The organism is Pseudomonas sp. m6p (assembly GCF_055760375.1).
Genome location: NZ_CM147084.1, coordinates 5,985,514 through 5,999,436, shown reverse-complemented (window position 1 = coordinate 5,999,436; position 13,923 = coordinate 5,985,514). Strand labels below are relative to the sequence as shown.

16 protein-coding genes and 1 pseudogene are annotated in these 13,923 nt (G+C 59.0%); 10 read left to right on the top strand and 7 right to left on the bottom strand.

The window, feature by feature from the left end; translation table 11 throughout:
- Nucleotides 1-174 precede the first annotated feature (174 nt).
- Nucleotides 175-414 carry a DUF1161 domain-containing protein gene (locus ACYZUM_RS27475; RefSeq protein WP_007962817.1) on the top strand — a complete coding sequence of 80 codons (240 nt, stop codon included), beginning with the start codon at nucleotides 175-177 and terminating at the stop codon, nucleotides 412-414.
- A gap of 6 nt (nucleotides 415-420) precedes the next feature.
- On the opposite strand, the gene ACYZUM_RS27470 is transcribed toward ACYZUM_RS27475, so the two are convergent.
- Nucleotides 421-840 (bottom strand): PA0061/PA0062 family lipoprotein, encoded by a 420-nt coding sequence (locus tag ACYZUM_RS27470; RefSeq protein ID WP_041074745.1) that lies wholly within the window; start codon nucleotides 838-840, stop codon nucleotides 421-423.
- A gap of 40 nt (nucleotides 841-880) precedes the next feature.
- The gene (locus ACYZUM_RS27465) at nucleotides 881-1,303 is read right to left on the bottom strand and encodes a PA0061/PA0062 family lipoprotein (RefSeq protein ID WP_108181281.1); all 423 of its coding nucleotides are present in this window, start codon (nucleotides 1,301-1,303) and stop codon (nucleotides 881-883) included.
- A 58-nt stretch (nucleotides 1,304-1,361) separates the two neighbouring features.
- Here ACYZUM_RS27465 and ACYZUM_RS27460 point away from each other — a divergent pair, with 58 nt between their 5' ends.
- Nucleotides 1,362-2,438, top strand: coding sequence for an aminopeptidase (locus ACYZUM_RS27460; RefSeq protein WP_108181280.1), 1,077 nt, complete (start codon nucleotides 1,362-1,364; stop codon nucleotides 2,436-2,438).
- A gap of 115 nt (nucleotides 2,439-2,553) precedes the next feature.
- Here the strand turns inward: ACYZUM_RS27460 and ACYZUM_RS27455 are convergent, their stop codons facing one another.
- Complete coding sequence (locus tag ACYZUM_RS27455; RefSeq protein WP_108181279.1) at nucleotides 2,554-3,204, bottom strand: HAD family hydrolase; 651 nt, start codon at nucleotides 3,202-3,204, stop codon at nucleotides 2,554-2,556.
- A gap of 28 nt (nucleotides 3,205-3,232) precedes the next feature.
- On the bottom strand, nucleotides 3,233-3,778 hold the full coding sequence (locus ACYZUM_RS27450; RefSeq protein ID WP_108181278.1) for a gamma carbonic anhydrase family protein: 546 nt from the start codon (nucleotides 3,776-3,778) through the stop codon (nucleotides 3,233-3,235).
- A 62-nt stretch (nucleotides 3,779-3,840) separates the two neighbouring features.
- On the opposite strand from ACYZUM_RS27450, the gene prlC reads away from it, so the two are divergent.
- Together prlC and ACYZUM_RS27440 are read left to right on the top strand one after the other, a co-directional pair.
- Nucleotides 3,841-5,919, top strand: a complete 2,079-nt coding sequence (gene prlC, locus ACYZUM_RS27445; protein WP_198759734.1) for an oligopeptidase A — start codon at nucleotides 3,841-3,843, stop codon at nucleotides 5,917-5,919.
- Nucleotides 5,916-6,200 (top strand): YheV family putative zinc ribbon protein, encoded by a 285-nt coding sequence (locus ACYZUM_RS27440; RefSeq protein ID WP_007962808.1) that lies wholly within the window; start codon nucleotides 5,916-5,918, stop codon nucleotides 6,198-6,200. Before prlC ends, ACYZUM_RS27440 begins: the two co-directional genes overlap by 4 nt.
- A gap of 45 nt (nucleotides 6,201-6,245) precedes the next feature.
- On the opposite strand, the gene ACYZUM_RS27435 is transcribed toward ACYZUM_RS27440, so the two are convergent.
- Nucleotides 6,246-6,890 carry a dual specificity protein phosphatase family protein gene (locus ACYZUM_RS27435; protein ID WP_041074778.1) on the bottom strand — a complete coding sequence of 215 codons (645 nt, stop codon included), beginning with the start codon at nucleotides 6,888-6,890 and terminating at the stop codon, nucleotides 6,246-6,248.
- A gap of 306 nt (nucleotides 6,891-7,196) precedes the next feature.
- Here ACYZUM_RS27435 and ACYZUM_RS27430 point away from each other — a divergent pair, with 306 nt between their 5' ends.
- The 3 genes from ACYZUM_RS27430 to ACYZUM_RS27420 are packed head-to-tail and all read left to right on the top strand — an operon-like array spanning nucleotide 7,197 to nucleotide 11,044.
- Complete coding sequence (locus tag ACYZUM_RS27430) at nucleotides 7,197-7,943, top strand: gluconate 2-dehydrogenase subunit 3 family protein (protein ID WP_108181277.1); 747 nt, start codon at nucleotides 7,197-7,199, stop codon at nucleotides 7,941-7,943.
- 2 nt (nucleotides 7,944-7,945) lie between these two features.
- The gene (locus ACYZUM_RS27425; protein WP_047597066.1) at nucleotides 7,946-9,730 is read left to right on the top strand and encodes a GMC family oxidoreductase; all 1,785 of its coding nucleotides are present in this window, start codon (nucleotides 7,946-7,948) and stop codon (nucleotides 9,728-9,730) included.
- A 12-nt stretch (nucleotides 9,731-9,742) separates the two neighbouring features.
- A complete protein-coding gene (locus ACYZUM_RS27420; protein ID WP_108181276.1) occupies nucleotides 9,743-11,044 on the top strand; it encodes a c-type cytochrome in 1,302 nt (433 codons plus the stop codon).
- Between the two features lie 73 nt (nucleotides 11,045-11,117).
- Here ACYZUM_RS27420 and ACYZUM_RS27415 read toward each other — a convergent pair whose 3' ends face one another.
- Nucleotides 11,118-11,420, bottom strand: coding sequence for a hypothetical protein (locus tag ACYZUM_RS27415; protein WP_108181275.1), 303 nt, complete (start codon nucleotides 11,418-11,420; stop codon nucleotides 11,118-11,120).
- Nucleotides 11,421-11,641: 221 nt separating this feature from the next.
- On the opposite strand from ACYZUM_RS27415, the pseudogene ACYZUM_RS27410 reads away from it, so the two are divergent.
- The 3 genes and pseudogenes from ACYZUM_RS27410 to ACYZUM_RS27400 form a co-directional block, all read left to right on the top strand.
- A pseudogene (locus ACYZUM_RS27410) lies at nucleotides 11,642-11,890 on the top strand (PA0069 family radical SAM protein); the annotation flags it as partial.
- A 183-nt stretch (nucleotides 11,891-12,073) separates the two neighbouring features.
- Complete coding sequence (locus tag ACYZUM_RS27405; RefSeq protein ID WP_473061213.1) at nucleotides 12,074-12,358, top strand: DUF2513 domain-containing protein; 285 nt, start codon at nucleotides 12,074-12,076, stop codon at nucleotides 12,356-12,358.
- A gap of 243 nt (nucleotides 12,359-12,601) precedes the next feature.
- Nucleotides 12,602-12,991: a hypothetical protein gene (locus ACYZUM_RS27400; protein ID WP_473061212.1), complete on the top strand. Its 390-nt coding sequence runs from the start codon at nucleotides 12,602-12,604 to the stop codon at nucleotides 12,989-12,991.
- Between the two features lie 160 nt (nucleotides 12,992-13,151).
- Here the strand turns inward: ACYZUM_RS27400 and ACYZUM_RS27395 are convergent, their stop codons facing one another.
- A complete protein-coding gene (locus ACYZUM_RS27395; RefSeq protein WP_473061211.1) occupies nucleotides 13,152-13,859 on the bottom strand; it encodes a recombinase family protein in 708 nt (235 codons plus the stop codon).
- Nucleotides 13,860-13,923: the final 64 nt, after the last annotated feature.

Genomic DNA, 13,923 nt, shown 5'->3' with positions numbered 1-13,923 from the left:
ACTTTGGAATGCATTTCAAAGTGGGAGCGAGCCTGCTCGCGAAGGTGGACTGAATAGCACCGCAATTGCTGAAGATGTGAGCGACATCAGAACCTGCGCTGCAAGAATATGGTCGAATAAGTGACAGCAGCTTCAGCGCACGCCCGTGCGCGCTGCCCCATGGAGCTTCAGGATATGAAACGTATTGGCTTGGCGATCCTCTGCAGTGCATTGGCCACAACGGTTCTTGCCGCACCGAAAGACTGTGAAGAACTCAGAAAAGAAATCGAAGTAAAGATCCAGGCGAACGCCGTGCCGTCCTACACGCTGGAAATCGTCAGCAAGGAAGAGGCCGACAAGCACGACGTGGCCATGGTCGTGGGCACCTGTGAAAACGGCAGCAAGGCAATTATTTATCAGAAGAACGACAACTGATCCGTCTCAGCTGAGGCAGTCCATGTCGTGATCCTCAGCTACGATCTCATGCTTGGCGTTGTACAGGCGGGCGCTCGGGGTGAACCCTAGCGAGCGACCTTCCAGCAGATAACGCTGGCCGGCTTCGAAATGGTCGTAGCGGATGTACAGGTAGCACAGCCGCTCGATCGGGCCGGTCATCAGCGCACCGCCGCCACCAAACACCTCGAAGTCAAACCGCACCCGCAGCTCGTGGCTACCAGGCGTGACCTGAAAGAAACGCCCATCAGTCAGCCGTTGATTGTCCAGGCGCTCGGCCATGAGCAGTTTTCCGCCGGGGGTCGGGGTTGAGAAGTCGACCCAGGCCATTTGCGGATCGACCGGCGGCAGTGGCGTCTGGCAGCCGGCGATAGCGCCGACTGCGAGCAACAACATCAACTTGCGCATGATGGATGTCCAAGGATTCAGACTTCCAGCATAGCGCTGATCACGTGCGCTGACAGCCTGCCGGCGTACCTTGGCCGACCACATTGTGCTGCTCGTCATAGAGCTTCGCCCATGGCCGGAAACCGATGCTGCCAGCTTGCAGCTGATAGCGCTGACCGGCGTTGAAGTCCTTGAATTTCAAATTCAACTGGCAGTCGCGCCATAGCGGTTCGGCATCGGGGCCGATGTTGGTGGCTTCGACCGGGAATTGGTAGCGCACCTGTAATTGGTGGCTGCCGGGCTCGACCTCAAAATAACGTTTGTCGACGGTCGCCTTGTCATCGACCTTCAGCGCTTGCAGCGCCGTGTCCTGTTGCCGGGCATCGAGATCGATCCAGGCTTGCGAGGGGTCAGGGTCGGGCATTCCGAATCCGGCACATCCGGCCAGCGTCAGCAGGCCTCCTGTCAGCAACAACATGCGCATAGCGAAGCTCCAAATGGCGGGATAGTCTTGCGGGCAGACTTTCCAAAGGATTTTTATTTTGAGCAGGCCGCTTCCAAGCCATGGGTTACTTGATCGCGTTTTTCGGATTTTGTTTCCGGGTGTGATGTTTTTGTTGCTCAACGGTTGTTCCAGCGTCAGCTATTACAGCCAGTTGGCGAGCGGCCAATTGCAGTTGCTGCGCGCGCGCGAGCCAGTGGCCAAGGTGATCGCCGACCCGAGCCGCGACGCCAAGCTGCGCACGCACCTGCGCCAGTCACAGAAGGCCCGGAACTTTGCCAGCGAACACCTGCACCTGCCGGACAACCAGAGCTATCGGCTATACGCCGACATTGGCCGGCCCTATGTGGTGTGGAACGTGTTCGCCACCCCGGAGTTTTCCCTGAAGCCGCAGAACCATTGCTTCCCGATCGCCGGTTGCGTGGCCTATCGCGGCTACTACAGCCAGAGCGCCGCGCGCGGCGAAGCGGCGATCCAGCGTCTGCAAGGCATGGATGTGTCGATTGGCGGCGTCGAGGCCTATTCGACCCTCGGCTGGTTCAATGACCCGATCCTCAATTCGATGATGGGCTGGGGCGATGAGCGTCTGGCTACGCTGATCTTTCATGAACTGGCGCATCAGCGCTTTTATGTAAAGGACGACACCGAGTTCAACGAGTCCTTCGCCACATTTGTCGAGCAGGAAGGAACCCGACAGTGGCGGGCGTTTCGTGGTCTACCGGCGGATACCGACTCGCGGCTCAAACAGCGTGATCAATTTATCGAACGGGTACTCGAAACGCGGTCGCGGCTTGAAGCACTCTACGCCCAGCCGCTGCCGGCCGAGCAGATGCGCGAGCGTAAAGCGGCGGCGTTCGAGCAGTTTCGGCGCGATTACCGGGTCATGCGCGACAGCCAGTGGGCTGGGGACAAGCGTTATGACGCGTGGGTGAATCTGCCGCTGAACAATGCGCGGTTGTTGCCGTTTGGGCTGTATGACCAGTGGGTGCCCGCGTTTGCGGCGTTGTTCAGGCAGGTTGGCGGGGATTGGGAGCGGTTTTATGTTGAGGTCGAGAAGCTAGGCGGGTTACCTGTCGCGGAGCGTAAAGCGGCCTTGAAAGCTTTGGCCGGATCTTGAACTGATGTCGGCTGATCCGGCCTCATCGCTGGCAAGCCAGCTCCCACATGGATTCGGGTGAACCTGCGCACACTGCTCACCTGTGGGAGCGGGCTTGCTGGCGAAGACTGACTCATCAGCGCCGCAAAAACGCCTGATGCAACTCGGCCAGCGTTTCAAAGTGATAAGCCGGCGCCTCAGCGCTCAACTCTTCAAAACTGCCAAACCCATACCCCACCGCCGCCGCGTCCACGCCGTTGCTGTGCGCGCCGATCAGGTCGTGCTTGCGATCGCCGATCATCAGCGTGTTGCGCGGATCCAGCCCTTCTTCAGCGATCAGATGCGCAATCAGCTCGACCTTGTTGGTCCGCGTGCCATCCAGCTCACTGCCGTAGATCACCTTGAAGTGTTTGGCGAAGTCGAAGTGCCGGGCGATTTCCCGGGCGAACTCCCAAGGTTTGGAGGTCGCGATGTACAGCTGTCGCCCTTGCCCGCTCAGGGTCTCGAGCAACGGTGTGACGCCATCGAACACACGGTTTTCGTACAGGCCGGTGACTTTGAAGCGTTCGCGATAGAAATTCACCGCCTCCCAGGCCTTGGCCTCGTCGAAGCCATAGAACTGCATGAACGCCTGCAACAGCGGCGGGCCGATGAAGTGTTCGAGTTTGCTCAGGTCCGGCTCGTCGATGCCGAGTTTGCTCAAAGCGAACTGGATGGATCGGGTGATGCCCTCTCGCGGGTCGGTCAGGGTGCCATCGAGGTCGAACAGTACGGTCTGGTAATGCATGAGAAATCCTGAGCAGGTGTAGGTCGATTCAGAGCTGGTCGTAGCCTTCGGCCAGATGCAGGTCCTTGAGCTTCACGTAGTTCGCCGCGCTGTAGGTGAAGAAGGCGCGTTCCTTGTCAGTCAACGGACGGACCTGTTTCACCGGGCTGCCCACGTACAGGAAGCCGCTTTCCAGGCGCTTGCCCGGTGGTACCAGGCTGCCGGCGCCGATGATCACATCATCCTCGACCTGCGCGCCGTCCATGACAATGCTGCCCATGCCGATCAATACGCGGCTGCCAACGCTGCAGCCATGCAGCATGACCTTGTGGGCGATGGTCACGTCATCGCCGATCAGCAGCGGAAAACCGTCCGGGTTGAATGGACCGGCGTGGGTGATGTGCAACACGCAACCGTCCTGCACGCTGGTGCGCGCACCGATGCGGATGCGGTGCATGTCGCCACGGATCACGGTCAGCGGCCACACGGAGCTGTCTTCGCCGATTTCGACGTCGCCGATCACCACCGCGGAGGCGTCGACAAACGCGCCTTTACCGAGCTGCGGGGTGTGATTCTGGTACTTGCGAACGGACACGATAATTTCTCTCTCTGTCGCCGATAGCTGCGGTGAGTGCCGATTGTAATTAAGATGGGCGCATGTTTCTCCCAGCCAAGGTGCCAACCGTGAGCGTGAACAACCCTCTTCTGCAGTCCTACGACCTGCCGCCGTTCTCCACGATCCGTGCCGAACACGTGCTGCCAGCCATTGAAACCATCCTGGCCGACAACCGCGCCGCCATCGCCGAAATCCTCAAGACTCAAGTCGAAAACCCGACCTGGGCCGGCCTGGTATTGGCAATGGACGAACTCAACGATCGCCTCGGCGCTGCGTGGAGCCCGGTCAGCCACCTCAACGCCGTGTGCAACAGCGCTGAACTGCGCGAGGCCTACGAGTCCTGCCTGCCGGCCCTGAGCGCCTACTCCACCGAGATGGGTCAGAACCGCGAGCTGTTCCAGGCTTATGAAGCGCTGGCCAACAGCCCGGAAGCCGCCAATTTCGACGTGGCGCAAAAAACCATTCTGGAACACGCCCTGCGCGATTTCCGTTTGTCGGGTATCGACCTGCCGGAAGCCGAACAGAAGCGTTACGCCGAAGTGCAGAGCAAACTGTCCGAGCTGGGCAGCCGCTTCTCCAACCAGTTGCTCGACGCCACGCAAGCCTGGACCAAGCACATCACCGACGAAGCCGCCCTCGCCGGCCTGACCGACTCGGCCAAGGCGCAAATGGCCGCTGCCGCCCAGGCCAAAGGCCTTGACGGCTGGCTGATCACCCTGGAATTCCCGAGCTACTACGCGGTGATGACCTACGCCCAGGACCGTGCGCTGCGGGAAGAAGTCTACGCCGCCTACTGCACCCGTGCGTCGGATCAAGGCCCGAACGCCGGGCAGAACGACAACGGCCCGGTGATGGAAGAGATCCTCGACCTGCGTCAGGAACTGGCAAAACTCTTGGGCTTCGCCAGCTTCTCCGAGCTGAGCCTGGCCACGAAGATGGCCGAGTCCAGCGATCAGGTGCTGAACTTCCTGCGCGACCTGGCCAAGCGCAGCAAACCGTTTGCCGCGCAGGATCTGCAGCAGCTGCGCGCCTTCGCCGCCGAACAGGGCTGCGCCGATCTGCAGAGCTGGGACAGCGGTTTCTACGGGGAAAAACTCCGCGAGCAGCGCTACAGCGTCGCTCAGGAAACCCTGCGCGCCTACTTCCCGATCGATAAAGTCCTCGGCGGTCTGTTCGCTATCGTCCAGCGTCTGTACGGCATCGAAATCGCCGAATTGAAAGGCTTCGACACCTGGCACCCGGACGTGCGCCTGTTCGAAATCAAGGAAAACGGCCAGCACGTCGGGCGCTTCTTCTTCGACCTCTACGCCCGCGCCAACAAGCGTGGCGGCGCGTGGATGGACGGCGCCCGCGACCGTCGCCGCACCGTTGACGGCGTGCTGCAAAGCCCGGTGGCCAACCTGGTGTGCAACTTCACCCCGGCCGACAGCGGCAAGCCTGCGCTGCTGACCCACGATGAAGTGACCACCCTGTTCCACGAATTCGGCCACGGCCTGCATCACCTGCTGACCCGCGTTGATCACGCCGGTGTTTCCGGGATCAACGGCGTGGCGTGGGATGCGGTCGAGCTGCCAAGCCAGTTCATGGAAAACTGGTGCTGGGAGCCGGAAGGCCTCGCGCTGATTTCCGGTCATTACGAAACCGGCGAGCCGCTGCCGCAAGACCTGCTGGAGAAAATGCTCGCGGCGAAGAACTTCCAGTCCGGGCTGATGATGGTCCGTCAGCTGGAATTCTCGCTGTTCGACTTCGAACTGCACGCCACTCACGGTGACGACCGCAGCGTGGCGCAAGTGCTGGAAGGCGTGCGCGACGAGGTGTCGGTGATGCGTCCACCGGCGTACAACCGCTTCCCCAACAGCTTCGCGCACATCTTCGCCGGCGGTTACGCGGCGGGCTATTACAGCTACAAGTGGGCGGAAGTGCTGTCGGCGGATGCCTTCTCCAAATTCGAAGAGGATGGCGTGCTCAACGCCGACACCGGTCGCGCCTTCCGCGAAGCGATTCTGGCGCGTGGCGGTTCGCAGGCCCCCATGGTGCTGTTCGTCGACTTCCGTGGCCGTGAGCCATCGATTGACGCACTCTTGCGCCATAGCGGCCTGAGTGAGGACGCAGCAGCATGAGTGAGGCACCTGTGATTACCAAGAAGCGCTTTATCGCCGGGGCTGTCTGCCCGGCGTGCAGCGAGCCGGACAAACTGATGATGTGGAACGAGGACAGCGTGCCGCACCGCGAGTGCGTGGCCTGCGGTTACTCGGATACGCTGAACGAGCAAGGGCTGTCGGTTCCCAAGGAACTGGGCACGCGGGTCAATACCAGCGCGCTCAAGCCGGCGCCGGACAAGACGGTCCAGGCCGTGCAGTTCTTTCCGAATCCGAAGCTGAAGAAAAAGTCCGAAGACTGAGCCGGCAAATAACCCTCCACGGTGCAATGCCGTGGAGGGTGCGGCTTACTTGAGGTTGACTGACTGGAACCAGCTCTTCATCGAGCAAGTGGCAAAGGCACTGGTGCTGCAGTCGCCGTTGGCCAGCGCGGTGCGCAGTTTGTCGACATCGGCCTGCATCACGTAGCGCACGCCATCCTTGAAATGGCCGCTTTCACCAAAACCGCCCTGAGTCATTTCATTCAGCGCGTCTTCCTTGCTCCAGCCCTGCACCACGATTCGGTACATCGCCGCCATCAGGCCGGTGCGGTCGGAACCGTGTTTGCAGTGCATCAGCACCGGGCCGTTGGCTTCGGCAGCCTGAATCGCGCGCAGCGTCTTGAGCACATCGGCGTCATCGACGTGGTTGGTGCGATAAGGCAGTTGCACTTGATTGATGCCCGGCTCGGACAGCCAGCTGCTGTCGGCTTCCGGCAGGAAGTTGATCACCGTCGCCACTTTGAGATTTTTCAGCAACGGCACCGCGCCGCCATCCGGCAAGGCACTGCGGTACAGAGTTGGCGACATCTGGAACAGGTTGTACTGCACTTCCACCGGTTGCGCCCACTCCGGCGGGCGCGATGTGACAGCGGCATCAGCCTGGGCCGGCATCAAGTGCAGCAGAGCGACAAGCGACAAACACAAAACAGGAAAAAGACGCACTCGAGACATGCTGGGCTGACCGTAATCGGAATTCATCAATGAAAGGCCTCGCAGCTTCCACGTCTGACGGTCAAAGCCCTGTGAGGCTCTTGTCAAAGAATTGTGAATCCGGGCGATTTCATTCAGCGCCGGGTAAAAAACCGAGGCTTTTTCCCACTGAATCGGTTCATCCCGATGATTAGCCTGCTACCATTTGTCACACGATGTTGCAGGCGTCCCCTTTTTCCCGGTCAAACGGGCCGCGCGCCGCGACGAAAAAATGCTCAAGCCGTTCGCAGAAACGGACAACCATCAATGCCTGATGAGGTGCACCCCATGTCTGATGCAGATCGAGACAACCCGCGGCGTGAGTTTTTGCGCAAATCCCTGACCCTGATTCCCGTGGTTACCCTCGCCGGCACCGGCTTGGGCAGCAGCGTGTTGCAAGCTGCCCCTGAAGCCACCCCGACGGCGCCCGCAGCCACACCGGCCCAGGCTGACGCCAGCGCTTATCAGCCGAGCTATTTCACCGCCGAGGAATGGGCCTTCATCAACGCCGCCGTGGCGCACCTCATCCCCAATGACGAGCAAGGCCCGGGGGCTCTGGAAGCCGGCGTGCCGGAATACATCGACCGCCAGATGAACACCCCGTACGCCGCCGGTGCCCTGTGGTACATGCAGGGTCCGTTCAACGCCGACGCTGCGCCGGAGATGGGCTGGCAGAGCAAACTGGTGCCCAAAGAGATCTATCGTCTGGGCATCGCTGCCACGGATCAGTGGGCAAAATCCCTCAACGGTAAAACATTTGCCGAGCAAGACAGCGCTACCCGAGAGGATTTGCTCAAGCAACTCGAAGCGGGCAAACCGCAGTTCGATGCGGTTCCGGCGAAGATTTTCTTCAACCTGCTGCTGCAAAACACCAAGGAAGGGTTCTTCTGCGACCCGATCCACGGCGGCAATAAAGGCATGGTCGGCTGGACCATGATCGGCTTCCCCGGCGCCCGCGCCGATTTCATGGATTGGGTGGAACGCAACGAGCAGTACCCCTTCCCGGCAGTTTCAATTCGCGGCGAGAGGGCTTGAGCATGGCAACCGTAATGAAGAAGGTCGACGCGGTGATCGTCGGTTTCGGCTGGACTGGCGCGATCATGGCCAAGGAGCTGACCGAAGCCGGGCTCAACGTGCTGGCGCTGGAGCGCGGGCCGATGCAGGACACCTACCCTGACGGCAACTATCCGCAGGTCATCGACGAACTCACCTACAGCGTGCGCAAAAAACTCTTTCAGGACATCTCGAAAGAAACCGTCACCATCCGCCACAGCGTCAACGACATCGCCCTGCCGAATCGCCAGTTGGGTGCGTTTCTGCCGGGCAATGGCGTCGGCGGCGCCGGTTTGCACTGGTCGGGCGTGCACTTTCGCGTCGATCCGATCGAGCTACGCATGCGCAGCCACTACGAAGAGCGTTACGGCAAAAGTTTTATCCCCAAGGACATGACCATCCAGGACTTCGGCGTCAGCTATGAAGAGCTGGAGCCGTTCTTCGATTTCGCCGAAAAGGTCTTCGGCACCTCCGGCCAGGCCTGGACCGTGAAGGGCCAACTGGTCGGTCAGGGCAAGGGCGGCAACCCTTACGCACCGGATCGCTCCAATCCGTTCCCGCTGGAAGCGCAGAAAAACACCGTTTCCGCACAACTGTTCGGCAAAGCGGCGACAGAGGTCGGTTACAAACCCTACAACCTGCCGTCGGCAAATACTTCAGGCCCGTACACCAATCCCTACGGCGCACAGATGGGCCCGTGCAATTTCTGCGGATTCTGCAGCGGTTACGTGTGCTACATGTATTCCAAGGCGTCGCCGAACGTGAACATTCTGCCAGCGCTCAAGCCGCTGCCGAATTTCGAATTGCGGCCCAACTCGCATGTGCTGCGGGTCAATCTCGACAGCACCAAGTCCAAGGCCACCGGCGTGACTTACATCGATGGCCAGGGCCGCGAGATCGAGCAACCGGCGGATCTGGTGATCCTCGGCGCCTTCCAGCTGCACAACGTGCGCCTGATGCTGCTCTCGGGCATCGGCAAACCGTACGACCCGATCAGCGGCGAAGGCGTGGTCGGGCGTAACTTCGCCTACCAGAACATGGCGACCATCAAGGCGTTCTTCGACAAGGACACCCACACCAACAACTTCATCGGGGCGGGCGGCAACGGTGTGGCGCTGGATGACTTCAACGCCGACAACTTCGACCACGGCCCGCACGGCTTCGTCGGCGGCTCGCCGATGTGGGTCAACCAGGCCGGCAGCCGTCCGATTGCCGGTACCTCGAACCCGCCCGGCACGCCAGCCTGGGGTAGCCAGTGGAAACGCGCGACCGCCGATTACTACACCCACCAAGTGTCGATGGACGCCCACGGCGCGCACCAGTCCTACCGTGGCAACTACCTTGATCTGGATCCGGTGTACCGCGATGCCTACGGTTTGCCGCTGCTGCGCATGACCTTCGACTGGCAGGAAAACGACATCAAGATGAACCGCTTCATGGTCGAGAAAATGGGCAAGGTCGCCCAAGCCATGGGCCCGAAAGCCATTGCGGTGATCGGCAAGCAGGTCGGTGATCACTTCAACACTGCGGCCTACCAGACCACCCACCTCAACGGTGGCGCGATCATGGGCACCGATCCGAAAAAGAGTGCCCTGAACCGTTACCTGCAGAGCTGGGACGTGCACAACGTGTTCGTGCCGGGGGCTTCGGCATTCCCGCAAGGACTGGGTTACAACCCGACCGGATTGGTGGCGGCGTTGACCTACTGGTCGGCCAAGGCGATCCGCGAGCAGTACCTGAAAAACCCCGGCCCGCTGGTTCAGGCTTAAGGAGCGATGACCATGAACAATCTCGTTATCGCCACCCTGGCCCTGCTCGGCAGTGCTGCCGTGCACGCCGCCGACGTCGATCAGGCGTTGATCAAACAAGGCGAATACCTCGCCCGCGCCGGCGACTGCGTGGCCTGCCACACCGCCAAGGGCGGCAAACCGTTCGCCGGCGGCCTGCCGATGGAAACGCCGATCGGCACGATCTACTCGACCAACATCACCCCGGACAAAACCGGCATCGGTGATTACAGCTTCGAGGACTTCGACCAAGCGGTGCGCCACGGCGTCGCCAAAAACGGTAGTACGTTGTACCCGGCGATGCCGTATCCGTCCTACGCCCGTGTCAGCGAAACCGACATGCAGGCGCTGTACGCCTACTTCATGCACGGCGTCGAACCGGTGGCGCAGGAGAACGAGGCCAGCGACATTCCATGGCCGCTGAGCATGCGCTGGCCGCTGATGGGCTGGCGCTGGCTGTTTGCGCCGAAGGTCGAGGACTACAAGGCCACCTCGGATGATCCGGTGATCGATCGCGGCGCCTATCTGGTCGAAGGTCTCGGCCATTGCGGCGCCTGCCATACGCCACGGGCGCTGACCATGCAGGAAAAATCCCTGAGCGCGGCAGATGGCAAGAGCTTCCTCGCCGGCAGCGCACCGCTGGAAGGCTGGATCGCCAAAAGTCTGCGCGGTGATCACAAGGATGGCCTGGGCAGCTGGAGCGAAGCGCAACTGGTGCAGTTCCTCAAGACCGGACGCAGCGACCGCAGCGCAGTGTTCGGCGGCATGAGCGATGTGGTGACTCACAGCATGCAATACATGACCGACGCCGACCTCACTGCGATTGCCCGCTACCTCAAGTCACTGCCAGCAGTTGATCCGAACGATCAGCCGCACCAGTACGACGAGAAAGCCGCCAAAGCCCTGTGGAACGGCGACGACAGTCAACGCGGCGCAGCGGTGTACATCGACAACTGCGCGGCCTGCCACCGTACCGACGGCCACGGCTACACCCGGGTGTTCCCGGCGCTGGCGGGCAATCCGGTGCTGCAATCGGAAGACCCGACCTCGCTGATCCATATTGTGCTCAAGGGCGGCACCCTGCCGGCCACCCACACCGCGCCATCGACCTTCACCATGCCGGGCTTCGCCTGGCGCTTGTCGGATCAGGAAGTGGCGGACGTGGTGAGTTTTATCCGTGGCAGTTGGGGCAACAAAGGCGCACCGGTGAGCGCAGACGAGGTCAGTCATCTACGCACCAGCGACATGACCACCACCTCGGCTGATGATCTTGGTCAGGTAACCCGCAGCAACTAAAAAAAGCCCTGCCCGTATTTAATACGGGCAGGGCTTTTTGTTCAGCTCACAACTAAGCTGACGTCTGACCAGATTATGGATTCATGATACTTACATAAGCCTTGGCCAGTGCCAGCAACTTGGCTTTATCATCTGCATCAATATCACCATCCCCATCGACATCTTTTTCATTGCTTACATCGAACGTTTCGCCACCGTCATAGGACGACGCAATGATGATCCGCGAATCCAGCAGAGAGTCGGTCGGCACGGCGTTTTCTGCGTCCCAGCCGGATTGCTTCAGCGCAAACTGCATGGACACCAGTACTTCATCCGGATCAACTGGAGTCGGACCAAGTTTCTGCAAAAAGATGCCGCGATGGTTAAAGTAAGACACGTTTAATTCCTTTTAAATATTGAATAACAGATAACAACAAGGCGGATACTAACGACATTGCAAGTTGTACTGCCAGTTGAAAGATGTGTCTTCGGTTTGCGATAAATATATATATATATCAATCCATGAACCACAGGACCTGTGTTCTTGCGCCGAACGGCACTGGCTGTTTCCCCGCGCCAGCGATACTGTATGCACATACAGCAATCAGGACACTTGCGATGCACACGCCCTTGCCTCCTCGTGGTCGCGGCACTGCGACCAATCCGCACAACCGCTTCGCGCCGAACCGTTCGGTGGCCGAGGACGACGGCTGGTATCAGGAAGTGCCCGAAACGCAGAACACCGAAGTGATGATCGAGACCGCGAAAACCATCATCACTCGCAACACCTCGCCGGACCTGCCCTTTGATCGCTCAATCAACCCCTATCGTGGCTGCGAGCACGGTTGGCCATACTCAACAATTCGCACCGATACAAATCTACTGATGATGCTGGCGCAGCGGGGATTCACTGGCCCCCTGCGAAATGCAGTTAACTGTCTGTGTGGGCTGGCGCTCCCTGCGTGGAAAATATGCGGCAGGCCTATCCATCTTGCCTATGCTCGCTGTGGCGCATCTGGCGCTCACTATTAACAAGCAGAGGGATTTGGCATGAATCGCGATAGGAAAATGATTAAGCATGTCTTGGATTTGGCGAACATGATGGGGCATAAGCCAAACCCTGACAGAATGACACTGGATGAAATCGTAAAGGCTAAAACCTTCGAGGTGGGGCGAGAAGGTTCGTTCTTCCACACCATAAAAATTTTGGATGACCGTGGCCTTATCGTTGTCGACAAGTCACAAAATCAAGATGCCTCGTTCTGGACGTTGGATCGGCTTACGTGGGATGGGCATGATTATTTGGACAGTTTGAGCGAAAAACCTAAGGAATAGGAGCTGAACAAACCAACACCAAAAGCCTGACCATTGAGTCGGGCTTTTCTGTTTTCAGTACAGTGAAGGGACTCCACTGCCGTACCCATCCCTTTTAGTCGCCACGTGGCAATCCTAGGTTAGGTGAGGTAGGGGCTTTGGAAAATATGCACAGTGGGCTCAGACATCACAGCATCGCCACATGGGCACCTGCTATACCTGAATACTATGCATTTCCCTGTCACTGCTAAGGAAGCTAGCGTCATGGATGGAGAAACCCTGGAGCGTCAGACTTTTTATTACTCGTACAGCTTCGACGGGCGAAAGGGAGAGGGGCAGATAGACCTTGGAATACCACCTCCATTCGCGACGACAGACGTTGAAGTCGTTTTACAACGGTTTGGACTGGAGCGAGCTTTACGGGAAGTTGCCAACGCCGAAGGGATAGTAGTAACCAGCCTTGAGGATGAGCTTTGCTACGTACCAGACGGATTCGATGACATGCCCGGCGATGTATACGAGATCGGAGATGCTGTATTCAAATTTGGTCGCATTAGCCCGCCCACGCTGGAGCTGCGGGGCTATTCTTTTTGCAAGATCAAGAAAACAGAGCATCAGGCATCAATTCTCCAATTTCCTCAGCGCGAGGGCTGAGCTTTCAAGCACACCTACAAATGAGAGCGTATCTCATCCATACGATGTGGAAATATGAGAGCCTTGGGGTGGCTCACTGCGCTACCCCTGACTCAGCGATGGAGGAGGGGCTAAAACGTCTCAGAAGGGTGGAAAAGCCCCGGCAATAGCTCGTTTTGACTTAGGGAAAGGTGATACCGAGGCGTTGAACCAATCGGCTCACTGTCATGGGGGTGAACTCAGCACCACGGCTAGTCTTGATCGACTGATTGTTGAGATAGGCTGCTACCCCAGCGAGAGTTTTGATTCCGTCGAAGCTTGCCGCCTTGATGTGGTTCTTAACAGTCTGGGCGTAAACGTCTGCCTTCTCTACCTTGGCTGCTGTTGCTGCCTTAGGTCCAACCTTATGGGCCTCCTTACGACCAGCATCACGCCGTTCAATCTTAGCCTGAGCCGACGTATCCCCATTTTCAGCACGTTGCTTCAGCGAGCCCAGAGCGTCTTTGGTGCGTTGGCTGATGAACTCTCGTTCCTGCTGCGCGAGTGCGGCGTAAATGTGGAGTTGGAAAGCGTCGGCGTCGGGCATCGTCGCAACCTTGAAGGAAGCCCGTTTCATCAGGCCCGCAATGTGTTCAACATCACGAGAGATACGGTCAAGTTTTGCCACTACGAGGATTGCACCTGTCTCTTTAGCAGCATTCATTGCCTTGATGCATTCAGGGCGATCTGTTGGGGCGATGGTCCCTGAGGCGGTATCTACGAATTCCGCGATGATCTCCCAGCCTTTCGCCTTAGCTGCAAGGGCGATGTAGTCACGCTGAGCTTCCAGACCCAAGCCCGACTCGCCTTGCTTGACTGTACTGACTCGAAGATAGCTGACTACTTTCATGGTGGTGATTCCCGTCAATTCCTGTTGATGGGCCCATCATATCATAACGCTGACGAACGTCAAT

Coding starts and splice junctions, on each gene's coding strand:
- ACYZUM_RS27405 (WP_473061213.1), top strand. CDS start 12,074: ATGAATCGCGATAGGAAAATGATTAAGCATGTCTTGGATTTGGCGAAC.
- ACYZUM_RS27425 (WP_047597066.1), top strand. CDS start 7,946: ATGGCAACCGTAATGAAGAAGGTCGACGCGGTGATCGTCGGTTTCGGC.
- prlC (WP_198759734.1), top strand. CDS start 3,841: ATGTTTCTCCCAGCCAAGGTGCCAACCGTGAGCGTGAACAACCCTCTT.
- ACYZUM_RS27395 (WP_473061211.1), bottom strand. CDS start 13,859: ATGAAAGTAGTCAGCTATCTTCGAGTCAGTACAGTCAAGCAAGGCGAG.
- ACYZUM_RS27440 (WP_007962808.1), top strand. CDS start 5,916: ATGAGTGAGGCACCTGTGATTACCAAGAAGCGCTTTATCGCCGGGGCT.
- ACYZUM_RS27400 (WP_473061212.1), top strand. CDS start 12,602: ATGGATGGAGAAACCCTGGAGCGTCAGACTTTTTATTACTCGTACAGC.
- ACYZUM_RS27420 (WP_108181276.1), top strand. CDS start 9,743: ATGAACAATCTCGTTATCGCCACCCTGGCCCTGCTCGGCAGTGCTGCC.
- ACYZUM_RS27475 (WP_007962817.1), top strand. CDS start 175: ATGAAACGTATTGGCTTGGCGATCCTCTGCAGTGCATTGGCCACAACG.
- ACYZUM_RS27470 (WP_041074745.1), bottom strand. CDS start 840: ATGCGCAAGTTGATGTTGTTGCTCGCAGTCGGCGCTATCGCCGGCTGC.
- ACYZUM_RS27430 (WP_108181277.1), top strand. CDS start 7,197: ATGTCTGATGCAGATCGAGACAACCCGCGGCGTGAGTTTTTGCGCAAA.
- ACYZUM_RS27455 (WP_108181279.1), bottom strand. CDS start 3,204: ATGCATTACCAGACCGTACTGTTCGACCTCGATGGCACCCTGACCGAC.
- ACYZUM_RS27465 (WP_108181281.1), bottom strand. CDS start 1,303: ATGCGCATGTTGTTGCTGACAGGAGGCCTGCTGACGCTGGCCGGATGT.
- ACYZUM_RS27435 (WP_041074778.1), bottom strand. CDS start 6,890: ATGTCTCGAGTGCGTCTTTTTCCTGTTTTGTGTTTGTCGCTTGTCGCT.